At 71.6% G+C, this 20,315-nt stretch carries 19 protein-coding genes and 1 pseudogene; 10 read left to right on the top strand and 10 right to left on the bottom strand.

Translation table 11 applies throughout. The features are described from left to right. Nucleotides 1–61: 61 nt before the first annotated feature. Nucleotides 62–1,660, bottom strand: coding sequence for a glycoside hydrolase domain-containing protein (locus JIG36_RS21705; RefSeq protein ID WP_203378163.1), 1,599 nt, complete (start codon nucleotides 1,658–1,660; stop codon nucleotides 62–64). A gap of 56 nt (nucleotides 1,661–1,716) precedes the next feature. Then, nucleotides 1,717–2,901 carry an MFS transporter gene (locus tag JIG36_RS21700; RefSeq protein WP_203378162.1) on the bottom strand — a complete coding sequence of 395 codons (1,185 nt, stop codon included), beginning with the start codon at nucleotides 2,899–2,901 and terminating at the stop codon, nucleotides 1,717–1,719. Between the two features lie 72 nt (nucleotides 2,902–2,973). Between JIG36_RS21700 and JIG36_RS21695 the strand changes: the two are divergent. From JIG36_RS21695 to JIG36_RS21675, 5 genes and pseudogenes are all read left to right on the top strand, one after another. Continuing rightward, nucleotides 2,974–3,711 (top strand): annotated as a pseudogene (locus tag JIG36_RS21695) (dolichyl-phosphate beta-glucosyltransferase); the annotation flags it as partial. Nucleotides 3,712–3,721: 10 nt separating this feature from the next. After that, entirely contained in the window at nucleotides 3,722–4,069 is a 348-nt protein-coding gene (locus tag JIG36_RS21690; protein ID WP_203378160.1) for a DNA polymerase ligase N-terminal domain-containing protein, read from the top strand. Nucleotides 4,070–4,115: 46 nt separating this feature from the next. Beyond that, nucleotides 4,116–4,802, top strand: coding sequence for a DedA family protein (locus JIG36_RS21685; protein WP_203378159.1), 687 nt, complete (start codon nucleotides 4,116–4,118; stop codon nucleotides 4,800–4,802). 28 nt (nucleotides 4,803–4,830) lie between these two features. Continuing rightward, nucleotides 4,831–5,442: a hypothetical protein gene (locus tag JIG36_RS21680; RefSeq protein WP_203378158.1), complete on the top strand. Its 612-nt coding sequence runs from the start codon at nucleotides 4,831–4,833 to the stop codon at nucleotides 5,440–5,442. Between the two features lie 87 nt (nucleotides 5,443–5,529). After that, nucleotides 5,530–6,165, top strand: a complete 636-nt coding sequence (locus JIG36_RS21675) for an HAD-IA family hydrolase (RefSeq protein ID WP_307872840.1) — start codon at nucleotides 5,530–5,532, stop codon at nucleotides 6,163–6,165. On the opposite strand, the gene JIG36_RS21670 is transcribed toward JIG36_RS21675, so the two are convergent. Further along, complete coding sequence (locus JIG36_RS21670) at nucleotides 6,158–7,120, bottom strand: Dyp-type peroxidase (protein ID WP_203378157.1); 963 nt, start codon at nucleotides 7,118–7,120, stop codon at nucleotides 6,158–6,160. The two genes, JIG36_RS21675 and JIG36_RS21670, sit on opposite strands and share 8 nt — an antisense overlap. Before the next feature lie 38 nt (nucleotides 7,121–7,158). Between JIG36_RS21670 and JIG36_RS21665 the strand changes: the two genes are divergently transcribed. Then, nucleotides 7,159–8,028, top strand: a complete 870-nt coding sequence (locus JIG36_RS21665; protein ID WP_203378156.1) for an SDR family NAD(P)-dependent oxidoreductase — start codon at nucleotides 7,159–7,161, stop codon at nucleotides 8,026–8,028. On the opposite strand, the gene JIG36_RS21660 is transcribed toward JIG36_RS21665, so the two are convergent. Then, complete coding sequence (locus JIG36_RS21660; RefSeq protein WP_307872839.1) at nucleotides 7,982–9,064, bottom strand: hypothetical protein; 1,083 nt, start codon at nucleotides 9,062–9,064, stop codon at nucleotides 7,982–7,984. The genes JIG36_RS21665 and JIG36_RS21660 overlap by 47 nt on opposite strands. A 46-nt stretch (nucleotides 9,065–9,110) precedes the next feature. Beyond that, on the bottom strand, nucleotides 9,111–11,234 hold the full coding sequence (locus JIG36_RS21655) for a phage holin family protein (protein ID WP_203378154.1): 2,124 nt from the start codon (nucleotides 11,232–11,234) through the stop codon (nucleotides 9,111–9,113). A 126-nt stretch (nucleotides 11,235–11,360) separates the two neighbouring features. Between JIG36_RS21655 and JIG36_RS21650 the strand changes: the two genes are divergently transcribed. Then, nucleotides 11,361–12,578, top strand: coding sequence for a glycoside hydrolase family 18 protein (locus JIG36_RS21650; RefSeq protein ID WP_307872838.1), 1,218 nt, complete (start codon nucleotides 11,361–11,363; stop codon nucleotides 12,576–12,578). Here JIG36_RS21650 and JIG36_RS21645 read toward each other — a convergent pair. Further along, complete coding sequence (locus JIG36_RS21645) at nucleotides 12,575–13,285, bottom strand: LamG-like jellyroll fold domain-containing protein (RefSeq protein ID WP_203378153.1); 711 nt, start codon at nucleotides 13,283–13,285, stop codon at nucleotides 12,575–12,577. The two genes, JIG36_RS21650 and JIG36_RS21645, sit on opposite strands and share 4 nt — an antisense overlap. A 51-nt stretch (nucleotides 13,286–13,336) precedes the next feature. Continuing rightward, nucleotides 13,337–14,626 carry an NAD(P)/FAD-dependent oxidoreductase gene (locus tag JIG36_RS21640; protein WP_203378152.1) on the bottom strand — a complete coding sequence of 430 codons (1,290 nt, stop codon included), beginning with the start codon at nucleotides 14,624–14,626 and terminating at the stop codon, nucleotides 13,337–13,339. A 359-nt stretch (nucleotides 14,627–14,985) separates the two neighbouring features. Between JIG36_RS21640 and JIG36_RS21635 the strand changes: the two genes are divergently transcribed. The 3 genes from JIG36_RS21635 (at nucleotide 14,986) to JIG36_RS21625 (ending at nucleotide 17,806) form a co-directional block, all read left to right on the top strand. Beyond that, nucleotides 14,986–15,513: a SigE family RNA polymerase sigma factor gene (locus tag JIG36_RS21635; RefSeq protein WP_203378151.1), complete on the top strand. Its 528-nt coding sequence runs from the start codon at nucleotides 14,986–14,988 to the stop codon at nucleotides 15,511–15,513. Further along, nucleotides 15,510–16,724 carry a TolB family protein gene (locus JIG36_RS21630; RefSeq protein WP_203378150.1) on the top strand — a complete coding sequence of 405 codons (1,215 nt, stop codon included), beginning with the start codon at nucleotides 15,510–15,512 and terminating at the stop codon, nucleotides 16,722–16,724. The genes JIG36_RS21635 and JIG36_RS21630 overlap by 4 nt, the downstream gene beginning before the upstream one ends. A gap of 110 nt (nucleotides 16,725–16,834) precedes the next feature. Then, on the top strand, nucleotides 16,835–17,806 hold the full coding sequence (locus JIG36_RS21625; RefSeq protein WP_307872837.1) for a lysylphosphatidylglycerol synthase transmembrane domain-containing protein: 972 nt from the start codon (nucleotides 16,835–16,837) through the stop codon (nucleotides 17,804–17,806). Here the strand turns inward: JIG36_RS21625 and JIG36_RS21620 are convergent. The 3 genes from JIG36_RS21620 to JIG36_RS21610 form a co-directional block, all read right to left on the bottom strand. Continuing rightward, nucleotides 17,786–18,475, bottom strand: a complete 690-nt coding sequence (locus JIG36_RS21620; RefSeq protein ID WP_203378148.1) for a tetratricopeptide repeat protein — start codon at nucleotides 18,473–18,475, stop codon at nucleotides 17,786–17,788. The two genes, JIG36_RS21625 and JIG36_RS21620, sit on opposite strands and share 21 nt — an antisense overlap. 84 nt (nucleotides 18,476–18,559) lie before the next feature. Beyond that, on the bottom strand, nucleotides 18,560–19,507 hold the full coding sequence (locus JIG36_RS21615; protein WP_203378147.1) for a cyclase family protein: 948 nt from the start codon (nucleotides 19,505–19,507) through the stop codon (nucleotides 18,560–18,562). A 9-nt stretch (nucleotides 19,508–19,516) separates the two neighbouring features. Continuing rightward, nucleotides 19,517–20,104, bottom strand: a complete 588-nt coding sequence (locus tag JIG36_RS21610) for a TMEM165/GDT1 family protein (protein ID WP_203378146.1) — start codon at nucleotides 20,102–20,104, stop codon at nucleotides 19,517–19,519. Between the last annotated feature and the right edge of the window lie 211 nt (nucleotides 20,105–20,315).

The raw sequence follows: 20,315 nt of genomic DNA, 5'->3' as shown, positions 1-20,315 counted from the left end.
GCACCCCAGAGTTTTGTGGCCGGCCCGGTTCGGGCCGGCCACAAGTGTTTCCAGCGCGTGCCTAGGCGAGCGGGGCGATGCCGCCGTAACCCGCGGCCAGGCGGAACGGGGCCCGCACGCTGCTGCCGGCGCCGTTCAGCAGCACCAGGTTGCCGGTCGACTTCTGCACGGCGGCCAGGTCAGGGAAGCCGTCACGGTCGAAGTCACCGACGCCGATCAGGTCACGCAGGTCGGTGCCCGAGGCGCCCAGGGCCAGCCGCTTGCCGGTGAAGCCGCCCTTCTTGCCGGTCCACAGATAGAGCTTGCCGTCCGAGGCGACGCGCGCGGCGAGATCGGGGAAGCCGTCGCGGTTGAAGTCACCCGCGCCGGCCAGTTCGGACTTGTCCGACCACCCACCGCCGACCAGCTTGGCGCCGCTCAGTTTGCTGCCGGGCTGACCCGCGTACAGGTAAAGGTTGTGGCCCTTGGAGATGGCGAGCAGATCGGGGTAGCCGTCACCGGTGAGGTCGCCGATCGCGGTGATCTCACGGAGCACCTGCCACCCCGCGCCGATCTTCTTGCGGGCGCCGAAACCGGTGCCCGTGCCGGGGTAGAACCACAGGTCGCCGTTGGTCTGACGGGCGATCACGTCTTCCCGGCCGTCTCGGTTGAGGTCGCCGATACGGACGATCTCCTTCATCGCGCCGAAGCCGCTGCCGAGCGTGCGCCGCTGGTTGGTGTCGACCAGCGAGCCGTTGCCGGGGAACGCCGACAGGTAGCCGGTCGACGAGCGGCCCAGCACGTCCGACCAGCCGTTCGCGGTGAAGTCGGCCGCCTTCGTCTTCGGCAGCGGCGCGAAGTCGACGTAGTCGTTGTCGATGTTGATCGTGACGCCGCCGTACGTCTCCTTGTGGCCGCCCCGGTACTGCTTCATGCGCCGCTTGCCGGGCCAGACCGTGCCGGGGATGAGCGGGTCGGCCACCGTGACCTTCTGGTCCCAGCGGGCGAAGTCCACATAGTCGGGCCGGGTGTAGCCGGGCGTGGTGTAGGCGACGACCTGGTCGGACACGCCGGACGCGACGCTGGAGTAGAAGCCGGAGAAGTAGCCGTTGTCGTGCAGCCGGGCGGTCCAGCCGTTCATGAACGCGAGCACACCCTTACGGCAGACGGCGTCGTCCGTCCGGTACGACTCCATGTCGTAGATGATGATGCTCTCGCGCGCCAGACCGAGGGCCGCCGCCTGCGCGATCGCGTCGGAGGCGGCGGCGCGGCCCTGCGTGTCGGCGGTCGCGTTGTCGATCAGCTTGCGGCCCCCGCCGATCGTGGTGCAGGTGGCCTGCAGTCCCACATAGAGCGGCAGCAGCTTCCAGCCGGCCTGCACCTGCTCCTTCACCCAGGCCGCGGTGAGCTGCGGCTGGGCGCAGCCCCGGTTCACGCCGCCGATGTAGATGCCGATCGCCTTGTACGGCGAACTGGCCTTCCACGCCTTCATCGAGGCGCTCGTCGGGGCGGTGCAGGCGTCGAACGCGTACCCGGTGAAGGAGCCCGGCTGGACCGTCGAATAGGTGGCCGCGTCGGCGCGTTGCAGCGCGAACGCCGACAGGCTCACGACCACGGCGCCGATCAGCGCGGCGATCGCCAGAGTGCGGCGGTGACGACGCGCGGGTGCCAGAACCCCCATGACTACCTTTCTCGGCGACGCTCTCGAAACGACCACCGAGCAAAGCAGCCGCCTCCCTACCCCACCTCCACCGAACGGCTGGTCTGCCTCGTCCGGGTGGTCACCACCAGAAGCGCGGCGAGGACCAGCGCGCCGACCTCCATCGCGGCTCCCACCAGGGGCGTTGAGTCGAATCCCCACCCGGCGGCGATGGCCCGGCCACCGAAGTACGCGCCGGCCGCGTTCCCGAGGTTGAACGCCGAGACCGCGGCCGAGGACACGATGAGGTTCTGCCCGTCACCGTCGGCGGCGGTGATCACACGGGTGGTGAGGCCGGGCACGGTGGCGTACGCGACCACGCCCAGCGCGAACAGCGTGACGGCGGCCGGAACCCGCGAGTGCGAGGTCCAGGTGAACAGGACCAGCACGATCAGCATCGCCACCGACGCCGTGACGATCGTCCCCATCAGACGGTGGTCGGCGGCGCGGGCCCCGATCACGTTGCCGAGCACCAGGCCGAGCCCGAAGAGGACGAGCAGCCACGGCATCGCGCCCGAGCCGAACCCGGCCACCTCGGTCATCAGGGGCGCGACATAGGTGAAGGGGGCGTAGACGGCTCCGAAGGCGAGCGCGGTCATGCCCAGCGCGAGCCAGACGGCGGGATTGCGGAACGCGTCCCACTGGGCCGATGCGCCCGCCGCCGCGCGCATCGGCGGGACGAAGGCGGCCGTGGCCAGCGCGGCGGCCAGGCCGAGCAGGGCCATCGCCCAGAACGTGGCCCGCCACCCCAACTGCTGGCCGAGCAGCGTCCCCAGCGGCACCCCGGCCACGCTGGCGAGCGTGATGCCGCTGAGCATGGCCGCGATCGCGCTGCTGCGGCGTTCCGGGCGCACGAGGGCGGCGGCGACGATGGTGGCGATGCCGATGAACGAGCCGTGGCAGAGCGCGGCCACGATCCGTCCCGCCATCATCAGCCCGAAGCCGGTGGCGACGGCCGACATCAGGTTGCCGGCGACGAAGAAACCGAGCAGGGCGATCAGCACCGGCTTGCGCGACCGCCGGGCGACCAGGGCGGTGAGCAGCGGGCCGCCGATCACGACGCTCAGGGCGTACGCGGAGATCAGGAGGCCCGCCGTGGGGATCGACACGGTGAACTCGGCGGCGATCTCGGGGAGCAGGCCGGTGATGACGAATTCGGTCATCCCGAGCGCGAACGTGCCGACGGCCAGGGCGCTGAGCGCGAGGGCTGATCTCGGGCGCATGGAGGTACTTTCACAGAGGTCACACAGTTTTGCCACACCCTGAAGAAAGTCGCCGCGACGATCGTTGACCGCATGAAGCCAGTGGTCGACATCGTCATCCCGGTCTACAACGAAGCCGCCGACGTGGAGAACAGCGTGCGCCGCCTGCGCGACTACCTGCGCGCGGTCTCGCCGTTCCCGTTCCGCATCACGATCGCCGACAACGCCAGCACCGACGACACTCCCCTGATCGCCGGGCGGCTCGCCGTCGAACTGCCCGAGGTGACCGCGGTCTATCTCGCCCAAAAGGGCCGGGGACGTGCCCTCAAGTACACGTGGCTGAATTCGGACGCGCCGGTGCTGGCGTACATGGACGTCGACCTGTCGACCGACCTGGCGGCGCTGCTGCCGCTGGTGGCGCCGCTGATCTCGGGGCACTCCGACGTGGCGATCGGGTCGCGGCTGCGGCGCGGCTCCCGGGTGGTGCGCGGGCCCAAGCGGGAGTTCATCTCGCGCAGCTACAACCTGCTGCTGCGCGCGACCCTGGGGGCGAAGTTCACCGACGCCCAGTGCGGTTTCAAGGCGATCCGGGCCGGGGCCGCGCGGGCGGTGCTGCCGATGGTGCAGGACACGAACTGGTTCTTCGACACGGAGCTGCTGGTGCTGGCCGAGCGGGCCGGGCTGCGGACACACGAGGTGCCGGTCGACTGGGTGGACGACCCGAACAGCAAGGTCGACATCGTCGCCACGGCCCGGGAGGACCTGCGGGGCATCGCACGCCTGCGGCGGACCCTGCCGACTCTGCCCCTCGCCGACGTCCGAACCCGCATACAGTTCGAGGGTGGAGCCCGCGTTCGTGCTGCATGACCACCGCAAACCCCGGCCGCATTTCGACCTGCGGCTCGAGGAGGAGGGCGTGCTGCGCTCGTGGGCCGTCCCGCGCGGCCTGCCGACCGACCCGGCCAAGAACCGGCTGGCCGTCGCCGTGCCCGACCACGGCCTCGACCACCTCACCTACACCGATCCGGACAAGTCGATCGCCGACATCGGCTGGTGGGAGCAAGAGGACCGCAACGACAAGCGGATCGTCTTCACCCTGCACGGCCGGGACGGCTCACACCGGTACGCGCTGATTCACACCGACGGGGTCAACTGGCTGCTTCACCGCACAAAGGACCAGCCGCAGTAGTGACTCCCCAGGTTTCGCCGGGCGCGTCCCGGCTACGGTTGAGCCGATGCCTCCACAAGCCGACCTGCCCGGATTCCTGCACGGAGTCGCCCCGATCCTCGACCGATGGGGTTACTTCGCCGTCGCCGGCGTCATCGGGGTCGAAAGCTTCGGGGTCCCGGCACCCGGTCAGACGATCATGGTCGCCGCGGCGATCTACGCGGGCGCCGGCCGGCTGAACATCTTCGCCGTCGCCGCCATCGCGTTCGTCGCGGCCGTGCTCGGCGACAACATCGGCTACTGGATCGGCGTGCGCGGTGGCCGCAAGCTCGCGCTGCGCTGGGGAAAATACGTGTTCCTGACCCCCGAGCGGCTGGCCCGGGCCGAGGGGTTCTTCGCCCGCCGGGGCGGCCGGGTCGTGCTGGTCGCCCGCTTCATCGACGGGCTGCGCCAGCTCAACGGGGTGATCGCCGGCATCACGGCGATGCCGTGGCGCACGTTCCTGATCTACAACGCGATCGGCGCCGCCCTCTGGGTGGGCCTCTGGACGACCGTCGCCTATCTGCTCGGCACCCACCTCGTCGAGATCATCGAACACGCCCACAAGTACAAATGGCTGGCCATCGCGGCCGTGGTGCTCGCCGTGGCCACCTACGTGACCTTGCACGTACGCCATATCCGGCGCCGGCGGGCGAAGAAGCCGGCGATCGAGGACACGGCGTCCGAAGAGATTGCCCCGCCGTCGCACGGGTAGGCAAAAGATGAGACGGAAGGAGAAAGTCGTGAGCACCAAGCAGCTCGACCGCCGTAGGGAGCAGTCCACGGCCGCGCACGAAGCAGCCGCGAAGACGAAGACGACCGTCACCGAGCTGGAGAACCGGCTGCGAACCAACGCCGACATGACCCGCCGGCAGACGCAGGCCCTGCGGAACGCCGAGGCCGAGGCGAAGCGGCTCAAGCGGTCGCTCAAGACCCAGGCCCGCGACAAGGACCGCCTGGAGAAGGCGCACAAGAAGGCCGTTTCCCGGGCCGAGAAGGCGCAGAGCAAGGCGGCCACGCTCGAGGAGAAGTACGGCAAGAGCGTGCTGCACGACCTCGTGCGGCGCGAGAAGGAGAAGGACCGCGCCGCGGCGTCCACCCCGGTGAGCCCGGCGCTGCCGGCCGTCGTGCCTCCGCCGCCGATCGAGCCCGAGCCTCCGGCCGAGACCGCGCCGGCGGTCGAGACCGAGCAGCCGGTCGAGCCGGTCACGGCCCGCGCCACCGCCGCCCGGTCGACCGCTCGCAAGGCCGCCGCATCGGCCGCCACCCCGCGGGCACGCGCTCCGCGCAAGACCACAACCGTGGTGGAGACGCAGGCCCCGGCCACGCCCCGGCGGCGCCCGGCCCAGCGCTGACCCACTGACCGCTCTGCGGCGCCTGCCTCGGCGGGCGCCGCATCAGTATGTTCGGGGTGAGATCAACTCCACGAGCAGGAGGTTCCGGTGCCCGAGATCAAGCCTGGCCCGTTCGACGTGACCGCCGTGCGGGCGGTCCTCTTCGACATGGACGGCACGCTTGTCGACTCCGACGGGGCGGTCGAGCGGTCGTGGCTGGCCTGGGCGTCCGAGTACGGGGTCGACGGCCGGGAGGCGTACGAGATGGCGCACGGCAGCCCGAGCATCGCCACCGTCCGCAAGCTCCTGCCGCACCTCGACGAGGCGGCCATGGTCGTGGCGTCGGCCCGGCAGCTGGAACTGCAGTACGACGACCTCTCCGACGTGCACGCCACTCCCGGCGCGCACGAACTGCTCCTGCTGCTCACCACCCGGGGCATCGGCTGGGCCGTGGTGACCAGCGCCGACACGCGGCTGGCCAAGGCCCGGCTCAACGCGGCCGGGATCGTGGCGCCGGTGCTGGTGACGACCGACGACATCGCGGCCGGCAAGCCCGACCCGGAGGGCTACCGCCGCGCGGCCGAGCTGCTCGGCGTCGACCCGGCCGACTGCCTGGTGGTCGAGGACGCCGAGGTGGGCCTGCAGGCCGGCCGGGCCGCGGGCGCGCACACCGCGGCGCTGCGCGGGCTCGACGGCGACCTGCGGCTGGAGACGCTGGCCGACCTGGCCGCGGCCCTCAACTAGCGGGGGCCTCGGGCAGGTCTTCGAGGAAATCGGCGGTCGGGACGAAGAACAACGAACCGGTCAGGGCGGTCGAGAAGTCGAGGATGCGGTCGTACGTGCCGTACGGCTCGCCCAGGAACATCCGGCGCAGCATCAGCTCGGGAATGTCGGGCGTGGCGGCGTAGGCGATGTAGTACGTGCCGTACTCGCCCTCCTTGACCGAGCCGAACGGCATGTTGTCGCGCAGGATCTTCAGCTCGTTGCCGTCCGCGTCCTCGACCACGTTGAGGGCCAGGTGCGAGTTCGGCGCCTTCTGCTCGTCCGGGATCTCGACGTTGTCGAGCTTGGTGCGGCCGATCGCGGCTTCCTGGTCCTCGACCTTGAGCGCGTTCCAGGCCGCCAGGTCGTGCACGTATTTCTGCACCAGCACGTAGGTGCCGCCGGCGAACGCCTCGTCCTCGTCGCCGATCACCACCGCGGCCCGGGCCTTGGCGCCGGTCGGGTTCTCGGTGCCGTCGACGAAGCCGAGCAGGTCGCGCTCGTCGAAGTATTTGAAGCCGTGCGTCTCGTCGACGATCTCGCCGGCCCCGGCCAGCCGTCCCGCGATCTTGCCGGCCAGTTCGAAGCACACGTCCATCTGCCCGGCCCGGATGTGGAAGAGCAGGTCGCCGGGGGTGGACGGCGCGGTGTGCCGGGGGCCCTTCCACGAGCGGAACCGGTGCAGCTCGGCCGGGCGGGGGCCGGCGAACAGGCGGTCCCACAGGTCGGATCCGATGCCGGTGACGCAGGAGAGCTGGGCGGCGGGCAGCCGGAAGCCGACGGTGCGCTGCAACCCGCCCATGTCTTCGAGAAGGTCACGCACGACCTGCTCGCCGCCGGGACGGACGGTCGCCACCAGGAAGATCGCGGCGTCGGTGAGCGGAGCCAGCACGGCCTGCGACTCGACGGTCGGGGCAACGGAGCGGGGCGCGGTCATGAGCCGCAGTCTAGGGATCAGAGGCCGATAATGGACCGATGAGTGATCGGTTCGCCTTCGCCGGACGCACGTGCCTGATCACCGGGGCCGCGGGCGGCATCGGCGCGGCCCTCGCCCTCGAGCTGGCCCGGCGGCGGGCGGTGCTGGTGCTCGTCGACCGGAACGCGGACGGCCTGGCCGAGGTGGCCCGGCTGGCCGGTGAACTCGGCGCGCGGGACGTGACGACGTACGAGATCGATCTGAGCGACGGCGGCGACCGGCTCGACCTCGCGGCCGAGGTCGCGGCGCGTCACGGCGGGGTCGACCTGCTGGTCAACAACGCCGGCGTCACGCTGATGGGCAGCTTCGAGCAGAACTCGCTGACCGACTTCGAGTGGCTGCTCGAGATCAACCTGCTGGCCGTGGTGCGGCTGACCAAGGCGTTCCTGCCCCAGCTGCTGGCCCGGCCGGGGTCACACGTGGTGAACGTGTCGAGCCTGTTCGGGCTGATCGCGCCGGCCGGTCAGGTGGCCTACGCGACCAGCAAGTTCGCCGTCCGGGGCTTCTCCGACGCGCTGCGCCACGAGCTGGAGCCGCAGGGCGTCGGCGTGACCGTGGTGCACCCGGGCGGCATCCGCACCGGCATCGCGGCCAACGCGCGGCTCAGCGCGGGCGACCCCGGCGGCGCCCAGGCCGAGCAGGCGCGGCGCTTCGCCGAGCGGGCGCTGACCATGCCGGCCGAGGAGGCAGCCAAGCAGATCGTGGCCGCCGTGCACGACCGCCGGTCCCGTCTGGTCATCGGCGGGGTGGCCAAGGGCGGCGACCTGCTGGCCCGTCTGGCGCCGGCACGCTACTGGTGGATCAGCCAGCGCGTGGCCGCGGTCAGAAGGCTGCAAACCGGCGACGATCCCGGCCGTCGATCGTCGTGAAGTCACCGCCGGCCTCGATCGTGCCGGCCACGTGGTTGACGCTGAGCACCCGTACGCCGATCACGCCGTTGGCCTTCGGCGCCCACGAGGTGAGCTGCCCCTTCGCCGTCACCGCGACCAGCTTGAAGCGCGGACGCGAACCGTCCACACAGCCGCCCTTGACGCCGTTGCGCTCGGTCAGGCAGGCGTTGTCGAAGTGCCCGCCGACATAGGTGATGCCACCGGCCGAGGCGATCGTCGAGGCGTCCCCGTCGAACACCCGCTGCCAGCGCGGAGCGCCGGTGTAGCTGTACGAGATCGCGCGGCCGCCCACCCCCGCCGTGGCCACCTGCACACCGGTCGGGTCGAGCGAGATCGACCGCACCTCGGCCGGCACCCGGGGCCGGAACGCCGGGTCGACCGCACCGCTCACACCGTTGACCGAGGCCAGCCGCAACGTGCCCTTGACCGCGCCGACGAGGTGGAAGCCGCCGCCCAGATAGACCCGGGGGCCGGTGACCGCGAGCGCGTGCACCGTGTCGTCGGCGGCCGGCCGCCACGCCGGGTCGAGTTTGCCGGTGGTCAGCGAGAACGCGGCCAGGTTGGCCCGTTTCTCCCCGGTGACCTGGGTGAAGCTGCCGGCCAGGTAGAGCCGGCCGTTGCCGGTGGCGAGCGCGTAGGGCGTACCGGAAAGGGTGTGGCGGAAGGAACGCACGGCGCCGTTGGTCGGGTGGAGCCGGGCCAGGGAATCGCGGGGCTCGCCGCTGACGGCGCGGAAATCACCGGCCGCGTAGACCGCGTCCTCGGTGGCGGCCAGGGCCCGGACCACGCCGTCGGCGCTCGGCGCCCAGTCGAGCAGCTTGCCGGTGCGCGAGTCGAAGGCGGCCAGCCGCTCCCGCGCATAGGTGCGTCCGCCCGCGGTGGCGGTCGTGAACGTCCCTCCGACGTACGTCGTCGCGCCGCGGTGGGTGATCGCGTAGACGCTGCCGTTGAAGGTGGGCGCGGTCGAGCGTGCCGTGGGGCTCACCGCGGGGGCGGCGGAGGCGGGGAGGAGCACGGCGGCCAGAGCTAGGAGGACAAGTGGGAGTCGCGGCACAAAGTGCTTAACCGTCGTGCGTCCGGGAAAGTCTCGGTGATCCGGGCCGCTCGAAGATCTCTTTCCGGGCCTCGTGCTCCAGCTGCAGGGCCTCGTCGTCGGCGGCCGGCGGCTGGGTGCGCAGCCCCAGCATGGCCAGCCACTCGACCAGCTGGTGGTGCACGGCGTCGGGGCCGTCGAGCTCGGCCTCGGTCACCGGCCAGCGCGCCGGATGCACGAGCACGGCGTCGGTCTGCCAGCCGCCGAGACCGCCGTGCGAGCCGACCAGCTCCTCGAAGGCCGCGACCTCCTCGGTCACCGGGTCGACGCAGCTGATCAGCACCAGGTCGCCGACGTGCACCGCCTCCTGGTGACGCAGCAGGTCGTAGCGCGCGCGAGGTCCGTACGGGAGAAGGGGGTCGATGCCCTGGACCGTGCCGTCGCTGAGCCGGTGACTGCCGGACGTGCCGAGCGCGACCGGGCCGTCGGCGTCCCGCACGATCACCAGGCCGATGCCCGGGTGCGCGGCCAGACCACGGATGAGGCGCGGATATTGCCGGTCGATCGCGGCCCGGTCGAGCCGTTCGGTGAACTTCGTCAGATAGACCAGCGCCAGGTTGCCCGACGAGACGACCAGCAGCGGGGCGACCGGCGGCTCGGGGAATTCGGGCTCCTCGGTGGCCTCGGACTCGGCCGGCGACTCGGGCGCCTCGGCCTCGTCGCCGGCCGAGAAACGCTCGACCACCTCGTCGAGGCTCTCGCCGTAGCGCTGGCGGAACGTCGCGCCCTGGCTCTGCCCGTGGTCGGAGAGCACCACCAGGTGGTAGCGGCGGGCCGCCTCGGGGGCCAGCCGTTCGATCACGCCGAGCATGCGGTCGAGGCTTTCGAGCTGGCGCATCGACTCGGGGCGGGCCGGGCCGGCGTGGTGCGCCACCTCGTCGTAGTCGACCAGGTCGCAGTAGATCGCCGGGGCGCCGCGGGCCATCTGCTCGGCGATCAGCGAGACGTTGACGTCGCGCAGCAGCATCGACGCCGGCCGCAGGGCCAGGAACGCGCCCGACCGGCTGACCCGGGGCTGCAGGTTGCGGCGGCGCTGCTGACGGGCCTGGTGCAGCTCGGTGAAGACCTCGCCCACGCCGAGCACGAGGGCCCGGGTGAAGCCGTACGGAGAAGCCATGAACGCCGCCCAGCCGCGCGCCGACCGGCCCGGCAGCGCCGCGTGGCTGACGGTGAGCAGGTTGACCGCGGCGTCGCCGCTGAACGCGTTGCCGATGCTCACGCCGCCGTCGCGCAGCAGGCCCCGACCGTCGCTGAGCCGCGGTTCGAGCACCGCCGCGTCGCGGGGACGGTTGGTCACCATGAGCTTGCCGGTGTCTTTCTCGAACCACCGGAACGCCGGGATCTGCCGGGTCGCGCCGTGCAGGATGCCGGCCTGCGAGGCGGGTGTGGTCGAGGGCAGGCCGGTGTGCCAGCCGCGCATCGTGTGGCTGCCCGAACGCAGCCAGTGGCCCAGCGTGGGCAGGTTGCCGGCCCGCACCGCCCAGCGCAGGACCGGCTCGGACAGGCCGTCGAACTGCACCATCAGCAGGCCCGGCTCGGCGCCCTGACGCGGACGGCGGAACGTGAGGACCGGGCCACCGGCCAGCCGGGCCTGACGCCGCCGCACGCCGCGCATGAGCCGCCGGGCCTCGCGGACGAACGTGTCGTCGGTGCCGCTGTCGGCCATCCAGTCGACGATCGCGGCGCCGATGATGGCCAGGATCGCGGTGATCACCAGCGAGGGCAGGCCGCTGATCCGGTTGGCCGGGTCGAGCTCGAGCGCAACCACGATCACGACCACCTGCGCGATCACGCCGAGCAGCATCGCGCCCCAGCCACCCAGGGCGGTGATGCCGAGCAGCAGCAACGGGCGCAGCACGGCGCCCACCCCGGCCACGATCGCGACCAGGCCCAGTGTGTCGACGATGTCGTTGCTCTCCACACCCGGCATCAGCCACAGCGTCACGGTGAGCACGACGAAGGTCACCAGCGCGCTGCGCAGCACGGCGCGCAGCCGGTTGAGGATCCGCCGCCAGCTCAGCAGGGCACGCAGCTCGGCCCGCCAGCTGCGGAGAACCGGAGCGGCGGGGGGTTCGTGCGGGCTGATGGCCACCGCCAAACAATCGCACAACGGGCCGACGGGGTGGACGACCGTGCCCGGAATCACCCGGCCCCGGCGGTACACCCGGACGAGTGATCACTTGTGGCGTGCTTGTCCCGTCCGGATAGCTTCGGAGCGGTGCGCGCCCGATTCGTCTTGATCATCCTTATCCTGCTGGGCCTCGCCGCCTGCTCGTCGTCCCCACCCGCGCCCGAGCCGGCACCGGAACCACCGCCCAAGGTGGTCGGCTATTTCACCAACTGGGGTGTCTACGCCCGCGACTTCCAGGTGAAAGACCTGGACACGAGCGGGACGGCGGGCCGTCTCACCCATCTGCTGTACGCGTTCGGCAAGGTCGACGGGGGCCGGTGCACGGCCTCCGACCGCTGGGCCGACTACGAGAAGCCGATCGAGGCCGGCCGCAGCGTGGACGGTGTCGCCGATCGGCCCGGTGACCCGCTGAGGGGCAACTTCGGCCAGTTGCGCCGGCTCAGGGCCAAGCACCCGGGGCTGCGCGTGCTGTGGTCGTTCGGCGGCTGGACCGGCTCGGCCGGGTTCACCGCGGCCGCCCGCGACCCCGAGGCGTTCGCCGCGTCGTGCCGCACGCTGGTGAACGACCCGCGCTGGGCCGGGGTCTTCGACGGCATCGACGTGGACTGGGAATACCCGAACGCGTGCGGCGTCTCCTGCGACAAGAGCGGGCCGGACGCGCTGCCCCGGGTGCTCGGGTCGCTGCGCACCGCCTTCGGGCCGCAGGCGCTGGTCACGGCCGCGGTGCCCGGTGACGTGACGAAGCTGGAAGCCACCGACTACCGCGCAGCGGCCGGGACGGCGGACTGGCTCAACGCGATGACCTATGACTACTTCGGCGCGGGCGGCGAGGACGTCCGCAAGGTGCCGAAGACCGCGCCGCACTCGCCACTCACCCCCTACCCGGGCATCCCGCGCGAGGCGTCGACCACCTCGGCCACCGTGGACAAACTGCTGGAGCTCGGCGTCCCCTCGTCCAAGGTGCTGCTCGGCGTCGGGTTCTACGGCCGGGGCTGGACCGGGGTGAGCGACCCCGAGCCCGGCGGGACCGGCCGCGGACCCGCCGCCGGGCGTTACGAGAAGGGCCTGGAGGACTATGAATCGCTGGTCGGGCGCTGCCCACCGACGGGCACGGTGGCCGGCACGGCGTACGCCTTCTGCGGCGACCAATGGTGGTCCTACGACACCCCCGAGACGATCAGGACCAAGATGACGTACGCCCGGGACAAGCGGCTGGGCGGGGCGTTCGCGTGGGAGCTCTCCGGCGACACGACCCGGGCCGACCTGCTCACCGCGGTGTCGGACGGGCTCGCCGAACGCCGCTAACCGACCTGCATCCAGACGTTGTCGAGGGCGCCGTTGAACTGGTCGTTGTCGGCGTAGGCGCCCTTGCCGCCGATGCTCAGCGGGCGGTTGTTCGTGACCGAGAGCCGCGGCGGCACACCGATGCGGCCGCGCAGCACGTTGTCGACCCAGACCGACAGCGTGCCGCCGATCCGCGAGCAGCGGACCCGGTGCCAGCGGCCGTCGGCCACCGTGAACGGGCTGGTGACCATGCGGATCCGGGGATTGCGGTCGCCGACCAGCACACAGCTGGGCCGGCCGGCGGCGCCGTCGATCTGCAGCTTCCACTGACTGCCCCGGGTCGAATAGCCCTTCTGCACCACGTTCTGGCCCTTGCTGGTCTGCGTGGGGCTCAGATAGACATCGGCGCCGTACGAGATGTTGCGCGCACCCGGGTTGAGGTCAGGGGTGGACGGCGTCTGCAGTGCCACGTGCGGGCAGACCTGTTGCACGCAGCGCGACGGGAAGAGCAGGGCCGTCCCCCGGCCGTGCACGACCCGGCGGACCGCTCCCCCGTGCCCCGAGATGATCCGCAGGGTGTGGCCGCGGCCGGAGTCGTCGACGATCGTGCCGGGCGGCACGTTGAAGGCGTACCGCGCCATGAGGACCGGCGCCGCCGGGGCCGCCACCGCCGGGACCCCACCAGCGGCGACGAGGAGAACCGACAAGGCGAGCCAACATGATTGCATGCCGGAATTATGGCTTGTGAACGCTTTGTAATGTTTGCTTAACCCCCCTGCTCACGGCGTTTCGGGCGCGGCGCTGTCCAACGGCACCGCCCGGCCGGGCACCAGTCCGAGTTGGACCCCCTGGCGCGGCAGCACCGCGTCGAGCAGCCAGTCGGCCGCCACCCGCACCCGGTTCCCTGGCATCGACAGCAGGTGGTAGCCGCGGGTCACGACCTTGGCCGGGAGGCCCTTGACCGGCACCCCGAGCGGGTTGGCGGCCGAGTCGAGCCCGCCCAGGTCGACGACGAAACCCAGGTCGTGGTGCTTGTAGGGGCGACGGCGGCCATGCCCGTACGAGGCCGCGATGTTCTTCGCCACGGCGGCGCCCTGCCGCGTGGCGTGCTGCGCGGTCATGCCGGTGAACTCGCCCGGGCGGGTCAGGTCGGGCACCGCGGCCGCGTCGCCGACGGCGTAGACGTCCGGATGGCCGGGGACGTTGAGGAACTCGTCGACCACCAGCCGCCCGTTCTTCAGCGGCAGGCCGAGGCCCTCGACCACCGGATCGGGCCGCACCCCGACGCACCAGATCAGCGAGCAGGTCGGCACGAAGTCGCCCGTGGACAGATGCACGCCGTCCTCGGTGGCCTCCTTCACGCTCGTGCCCAGAAGCAGCTCGACACCCCGCTCGCGCAGCACCTCGTCGGCGGCGTCGCTCAGGCGCCGGTCGAGCGAGGGCAGCAGCCGGTCGGCCGTGTCGAGCAGCAGCCACCGCACGTGACCCTGCAACTCGGGACGCCGGGCCACGAGCGCCTCGGTGAACAGCACACCCTGGGCCGCCACCTCGGTTCCGGTGTAGCCGGCGCCGACCACGACGAAGGTGCAGCGGGCCCGGCGTTCCCGTTCGGTCGGGGCGTTGACCGCGAGCTCGATCTGGCGGGTGATGTGGTCTCGCAGATAGAGCGCCTCGGGGATGCCGCGGAAGCCATGCGCGTATTCCGTCACTCCGGGCACCGGCAGCAGCTTGTTGACGCTGCCGGCCGCGATCACCAGGCGGTGGTAGCCGAGCGAACCGGGCCGCCCTTCCGGGTCGCGATAGGTGATCGTGCGGTTGTCCAGGTCGAAACCGTCGGCCTCACCCAGGATCTGGCGTACGCCGGGAAGGGTGGCCTGCAGCGAGACCGTGACCCGGCGGGGCTCGAGGATGCCGGCCGCCACCTCGGGCAGCAATGGCAGGTAGAGGAAGTAGTCGGTGGGGTTGACGACGACGATCTCGGCGCCGCCACGGGAGAGCCGGGCGATCGTACGCGCGGCCGTGAAGCCGGCGAATCCGGCGCCGACGATGACGATGCGGGGGCGTGCCATGCGGGTCCTCCGTTCCGGGCGCCGCGGCGCCCACGTTCAGACCGATGCCCATCGACGCTACAGAAAACGCGGCCCGCCCGGTGTGAGGGCGGCGACACCGGGGCGATCAGCCGTTCGGAGGAGCCGAAAAATGGGCCGAACGGTTGTCGTCCGGCAAGCTCCCTCCGAGCGTCTTGTTAGGCGCCGGATGGTGCCTGCACGGGGCGGCATCACACGGTGAAACCGCAGGTCGGTGCCCACACGGGGTGGCATCGCCCGGCGTGCGCGGGGTGGAGGGGGTCGACGTGACCGGGAGTGCGGTGATTGAGCCGCCTGGGTACGCTCACGTCTCCCTCGACACCTCGAACGGACACCTTCGAATGGACGCCCGTGAGGCCGACTATGCGCATTTCGTCCGTACCCGGACGCACGCATTGTTGCGCTCGGCGTACCTGTTGACCGGCGACCAGCACCTCGCCGAAGACCTCGTCCAGGAAGCTCTCGCCCGCACCCACCGGGCCTGGCAGCGCCTCGAGAAGACGGAGAACGCCGAGGCGTACGCCCGCAAGGTCATGTACCACGCGCAGGTGTCGTTCTGGCGCCGTCCCAAGGTGGCCGAGGTGATGCCGGCCGACTTCGAGCCCGACCACGAGACCGGCGGCGACGACCACTCCGACGCCACGGTCGAGCGGCTGGTTCTGCGCCGGGCCCTGCTCACGCTGAGCGCCAAGCAGCGCGCCGTGATCGTGCTCCGGTTCTTCGAGGATCACACCGAGGCCGAGTCGGCCCAGTTGCTCGGCGTCTCGGTCAGCACGGTGAAGACCCAGACCGCCCGTGCCCTCGATCGCCTCCGGGCCATGCTGCCCGACCTGCGGATGCTCGCTGACGCGCCGGAGGCGGGGCGATGAGCGCCGAACAAGAGCGGCCCAGAGACCACGATCGCCTTCGCAGTTCGCTGCACGACCTGGCCGACATCGCCGAGCCGGCCGACATGTACGAGCGGGCGGTCACCCGCTCGCGCCGGATCGCCCGCAAGGAGGCCGCGGTCGGCACCGGCGCCGCCATGGTGGTGCTGGTGGTGCTGGCGAGCGGCCTGTGGCAGATGCCGCACGGCAAGCAGCAGAACGTGCCGGTGGCCGCGGCGCCGCAGTCGGCCTCCTCGGTCCTGCCGTCACTGTCCTCGACGGCGCAGTCCTCGGGTTCCGCCTCGTCCGCCACTCCCGGCGACAAGGACGATTCGCCGGCCCGCCCGCCCCGGCCGGACAAGCCCGCGAACAAGCCGAAGCCGGCCAAGCCGAAATCACGCACGCTGTCCGACATGCCGGGACACGTGTTCTACGCCGAGCACGGCACCGGCCCCGACGTCGTCCGGATGTCCCCGTCCGACGGCAACACCGAGGTCGTGCTCTCCGACGCGCCCTCCTCGGTCGGCATCTCGCCCGACGGCTACCGGATCGCGTACGTCTCGGACGGCAAGCTCCTGGTCAGCGAGGCGGGCGGCGAGACGAAACAGGTCGCGGCCAACATCGACGCGGTCGGGCAGGCCCCGGTGTGGTCGCCCGAGGGCAGCCGGCTGCTGGTCGCCGAGTCCGCCCCCGGGGTGCTCGACCTCGAGTCGGGCGAGATCACCCCACTGCCCGAGGGACTCGCCTCGGGACAGCATTTCCGCTGGTCCGGCGACGGCAGCACGCTCGTCTACGCGACCAGTTACTGCGGGCTCAAGGTGGCCGGGGCCGAGGCCGGCACCAGCACGACGGTGCCGGTGCTGGGCGACAAGCAGCCGCAGGACAACCCGGACGGGCTGGCCGCGTGCAAGCCGACCAGCGTCGACGCGACCGGCGCCCGGGTGACCGTGCCGCTGCAGACGACGGGTGAGCAGACGACCGGCACCGACACGGCCGACGCGGTGATCGACACGGCGACCGGAGATCTCGCGGTGCTGCCGGTCTCGGGCTCGGTGGTCGGCGCCGTCTTCGACACCGACGGCAACCTGCTGGTGCGCACCGAGGACGACGGCAAGACCCTGCTGTCGCTCTTCGGCCCCGACAACACGCTCAAGGTGCAGGCGAAAGAGCCCGCTTCCGTACGCGGTCTGGATCTGCTCGCGTACACACGCTGAAGTCCAGCGCCGTCCGTTCCCGGATGCGAGCATTGAGGGCAATGGCCGTGCAGCAGCAGTCCGCCCGGCCCACGACCGTTTTACCGCCGTGGTGGCGACGGGGACCGACCGTGGCCGTCCTCGTCGTGATCGTTCTCGGCGTCGAGCTGGTCCTGGGCTGGTCGGCGCTGGCCGGAGCGCTGGCCCAGCTGCGCGCCCCGCACTGGAACTGGGTGGCGGCCGCGGTCGCCGCCGAGCTGGCCTCGATGGGCACGTACGCACGCATGCAGCGCGCCCTGCTGCGCGGGGCCGGCACCAAGGTCAGCATCAAGCGGCACGTCGCCACCGCGTACGCGGCTCACTCGCTGAGCGCCACGCTGCCGGGCGGCCCGGTCTTCTCCACCACCTTCAACTTTCAGCAGCTGCGCCGATTCGGTGCCTCGCCGGCGGTGGCGTCGTGGTGCATCGCGCTCAGCGGGGTGCTGTCGGCCGGGGCGCTGGTGGTCATCGGTGCGGTCGGTGGCCTGCTGGCCCGCAACACCGGCAGCTGGCACACGCTGGTGTTCTATGCGGTGGGGGCCGTGGTGGTCGCTTTCGGCGTACGCCAGCTGGCCGAGCATCCCCAGCTGCTGGACCGCCCGGTGCGGGCCGTGCTGGGCGGGGTCAACCGGGTGCGCAAGCGACCGCCCGGGCACGGCCACGACCGGTTGCTCGGCTTCGTCGAACAGCTGCGCGAGGTGCGGGTCCACCCGGCCAACTTCGCCCTGGCCGTGGTGCTGGCCCTGCTCAACTGGCTCTTCGACGCGCTTTGCCTGTGGCTGTGCTGCGTCGCCGTGGGCGCCGACGAGATCAACCCGGTCGGGCTGGTGATCGCCTACTGCGCCGGGATGGCCGCGGCCAGTGTGCCGATCGTGCCCGGCGGGCTCGGCGTGGTCGACGGCGCTCTGGTTCTGGGGCTGGTCGCCGGTGGGCTGGAGAGCTCGTACGCGGTCGCCGCGGTGGTGCTCTACCGCCTGATCAGCTTCGGTTTCATCATCGGGCTGGGCTGGCTGTTCTGGCTCGCCATCCGCCGTAAGTACCGGTCAGCCCCGGCGCCCGAATAGCTTCCAGCCGCGTTTCCTGGCCTCGGGTGCGCGCTCGGCCTCGCCGTTGAGCACGGCCAGACGGTGCTGGGCGACCGGGTTCTCCGGCTCCATGCGCAGCGAGGTGAGCAGCGCCTGCCGGGCCTGGTCGGTGTGCCCGAGAGTCTCCAGCGTCACGCCGTGGGTGTAGTAGTAGTGCGCCTCGGTCGGGTCCAGCCCGATCGCCGTCCGGGCGGCCTGCTCGGCGTCGGCGATCTGCCGGTCGGCCGAGAGCAGCGCCCAGGCCACCCGGTCGTGCCAGAGCGCGTTGCGGGGGTCGGCGATGACCGCGCGGTAGGCCATGGTGACGGCGTCCTCGTGCCGGCCGAGCACGGTCAGCGCGCGGCTCGCCAGGGCGAGCGGGCGCGGGTCACCGGGGTTGATCTGGATGGCGTGGTCGGCCGCGTCCAGCGCGTCGGCCGCCTCGTCGAGGGCGAGCCGCAGCCGGGCCAGCAGGATCCAGCCCTCGATCGCGCCAGGGTCGGCCTTGACCACCGGCAGCAGCGTGGCGACGGCCCGCTCGAGCTCGAGCTGCTCGAACAGCGTGGCGGCCTGGGCGACGGCCACCTCGGTGGCGCCGCTGAAGGCACGCGGACCGGTGTCCAGCAGCTGGTCGGGGGCGGCCGGACTGGTGACGGGCCGCTCCGTCATCGGCGGCCGCCGGTCCGCAGGGGGATGGTGCTCACATGTGAATAATCGGCGGGTTCGGGCGCCGAATGAGGGCTTTCGGCCAGATCAGCGACTCGGCATCCAGCCCGCCGACCGGTTGTGGTCGTGCGGCTCGTAGTACGGCACCTGGGCGAAGGCCCGCACCGGGAACGTGCCGAAGGCGGTGATCCGCGGGGGCGCGGCGGTGAAGCGGGCGCCGTGCGGCGGCAGGTTCCCGAGACCGGTGAGGTGCTCGACGATCGGGATGCCGGCCGCCAGCAGCACGGTGTGCGCGGGCCGCTCACCCGCGGCGGCCGGGGTGTTGTCGTCCAGGTTGACCGAGTCGATGCCGACCAGGGCCGCGCCCCGCTCGACCAGCAGCGCGGCCGCCTCGCCGGTCAGATAGGGCGCGTCGGTCGCGTAATCCGGGGTGCCCCAGCCCCGGTCGCCGCCGGTGTGCAGCAGCACGGCGTGACCGGCCACCGCGTACGGCTCGAGGTCGCCCTCGGTGACCGCCCGGCGCCCGCTGCCCGCCGTGCGCACGACGACGGCGGGCAGGTCGGCCAGGCGTTCCAGGGGCATCCCGGCCAGGTCGGTGCCGCCCGCGTAGCGGTGCCGGGGCGTGTCGAGGTAGGTGCCGGTCTGCCCGACCATCTCGATGCGGTCGAGGCTGAACTCGGTGCCCGGCGCGTATTGCGGGCGGGAGTCTTCCCAGGTCAGGTGGGCCGAGACGACCGGGGCGGGCATGCCCGGATAGGTGGTCATGCCGCCCGAGATCACGTGGCTGAGCTCGACGAAGCGCAGCCTCGGCGACCCGGGCGGCCCGGCCGGCGGCGTCGTCTCGGCGAACGTCCGGATCCCGCTGAGCTCGACCCGCTCGACGTCGCGCAGCCCGAGCGAACCGACCAGGATCATGGCGAGGTCGGCCTCGGTGACCTCCAGGTGCGGCACCTCCACCCGCAGGCCCTGCGCCTGCAGGCGCCCGCCGGTGGTGAAGGTGACGTCGGCGTTCAGCTCGGCCCGGTACTGCTGCACGGCAGACCCCTATCGCAGCTCGATGATCGCCTCGATCAGCAACCAGATGCCGAAGATAGCGAAGAGTGCGGCCGCGCCGTACTTGATGGCCTTCTCGGGCAGGTGCCGGCCGAGCATGCGGCCCACGACGATGGCGAGCGCGTCGGCCGCGACCATGCCGATGGTCGAGCCCAGCCAGGTGCCGAACCAGCCGTACTGGGTGGCCAGGGTGATCGTGGCCAGCATGGTCTTGTCACCCAGCTCGGCCAGGAAGAACGCGCCGCCGACGGCCAGGATCGCCGAGCCGGTGCTGCGCTCGGCCTTGGTCTTCTCGTCGTCGGTCAGCTTGTCCCCGCGCAGCGTCCAGGCGCCGAAGGCGAGGAAGGCCAGGGCGGCGACCAGGTTGATCCAGCCGGTCGGCAGGGTCGCGCCCAGGCCGTAGCCGATGCCGACCGAGACCAGGTGGACGATCGCGGTGGCGACGGTGATGCCGATCAGCACCGGCAGCGTCTTGAATCGGGTCGCGAACGTCATGGCCATGAGCTGGGACTTGTCGCCCAGTTCGGCCACGAAGATGACGGCGAAGCTGACCGCCGTCGCGACGAGGAAGCCTTCCACAGAAATGTTCTCCCGGTATCAAGCGGACCGGGCAGAAGCGGCTCAGGGCGACCTCGACCCGGCCGCACGTGTGCAGCCATGGTCGAAGGTCTCGCTCGCCTTGGTGAAGGCCGCGCGGCCGGACCCTTTTCGACGATCAAGGGTCAGTATGTCGACCGCGACATTGGGAGCTACTCCCCTTCGCAGAAACGAGCATAGCCAACGACCCCCG

This window comes from Paractinoplanes ovalisporus (assembly GCF_016834655.1).
GTDB lineage: Bacteria > Actinomycetota > Actinomycetes > Mycobacteriales > Micromonosporaceae > Actinoplanes > Actinoplanes ovalisporus.
The sequence above is the reverse complement of the archived record's forward strand: the minus strand, read 5'-3'. Positions and strand labels throughout refer to the sequence as shown.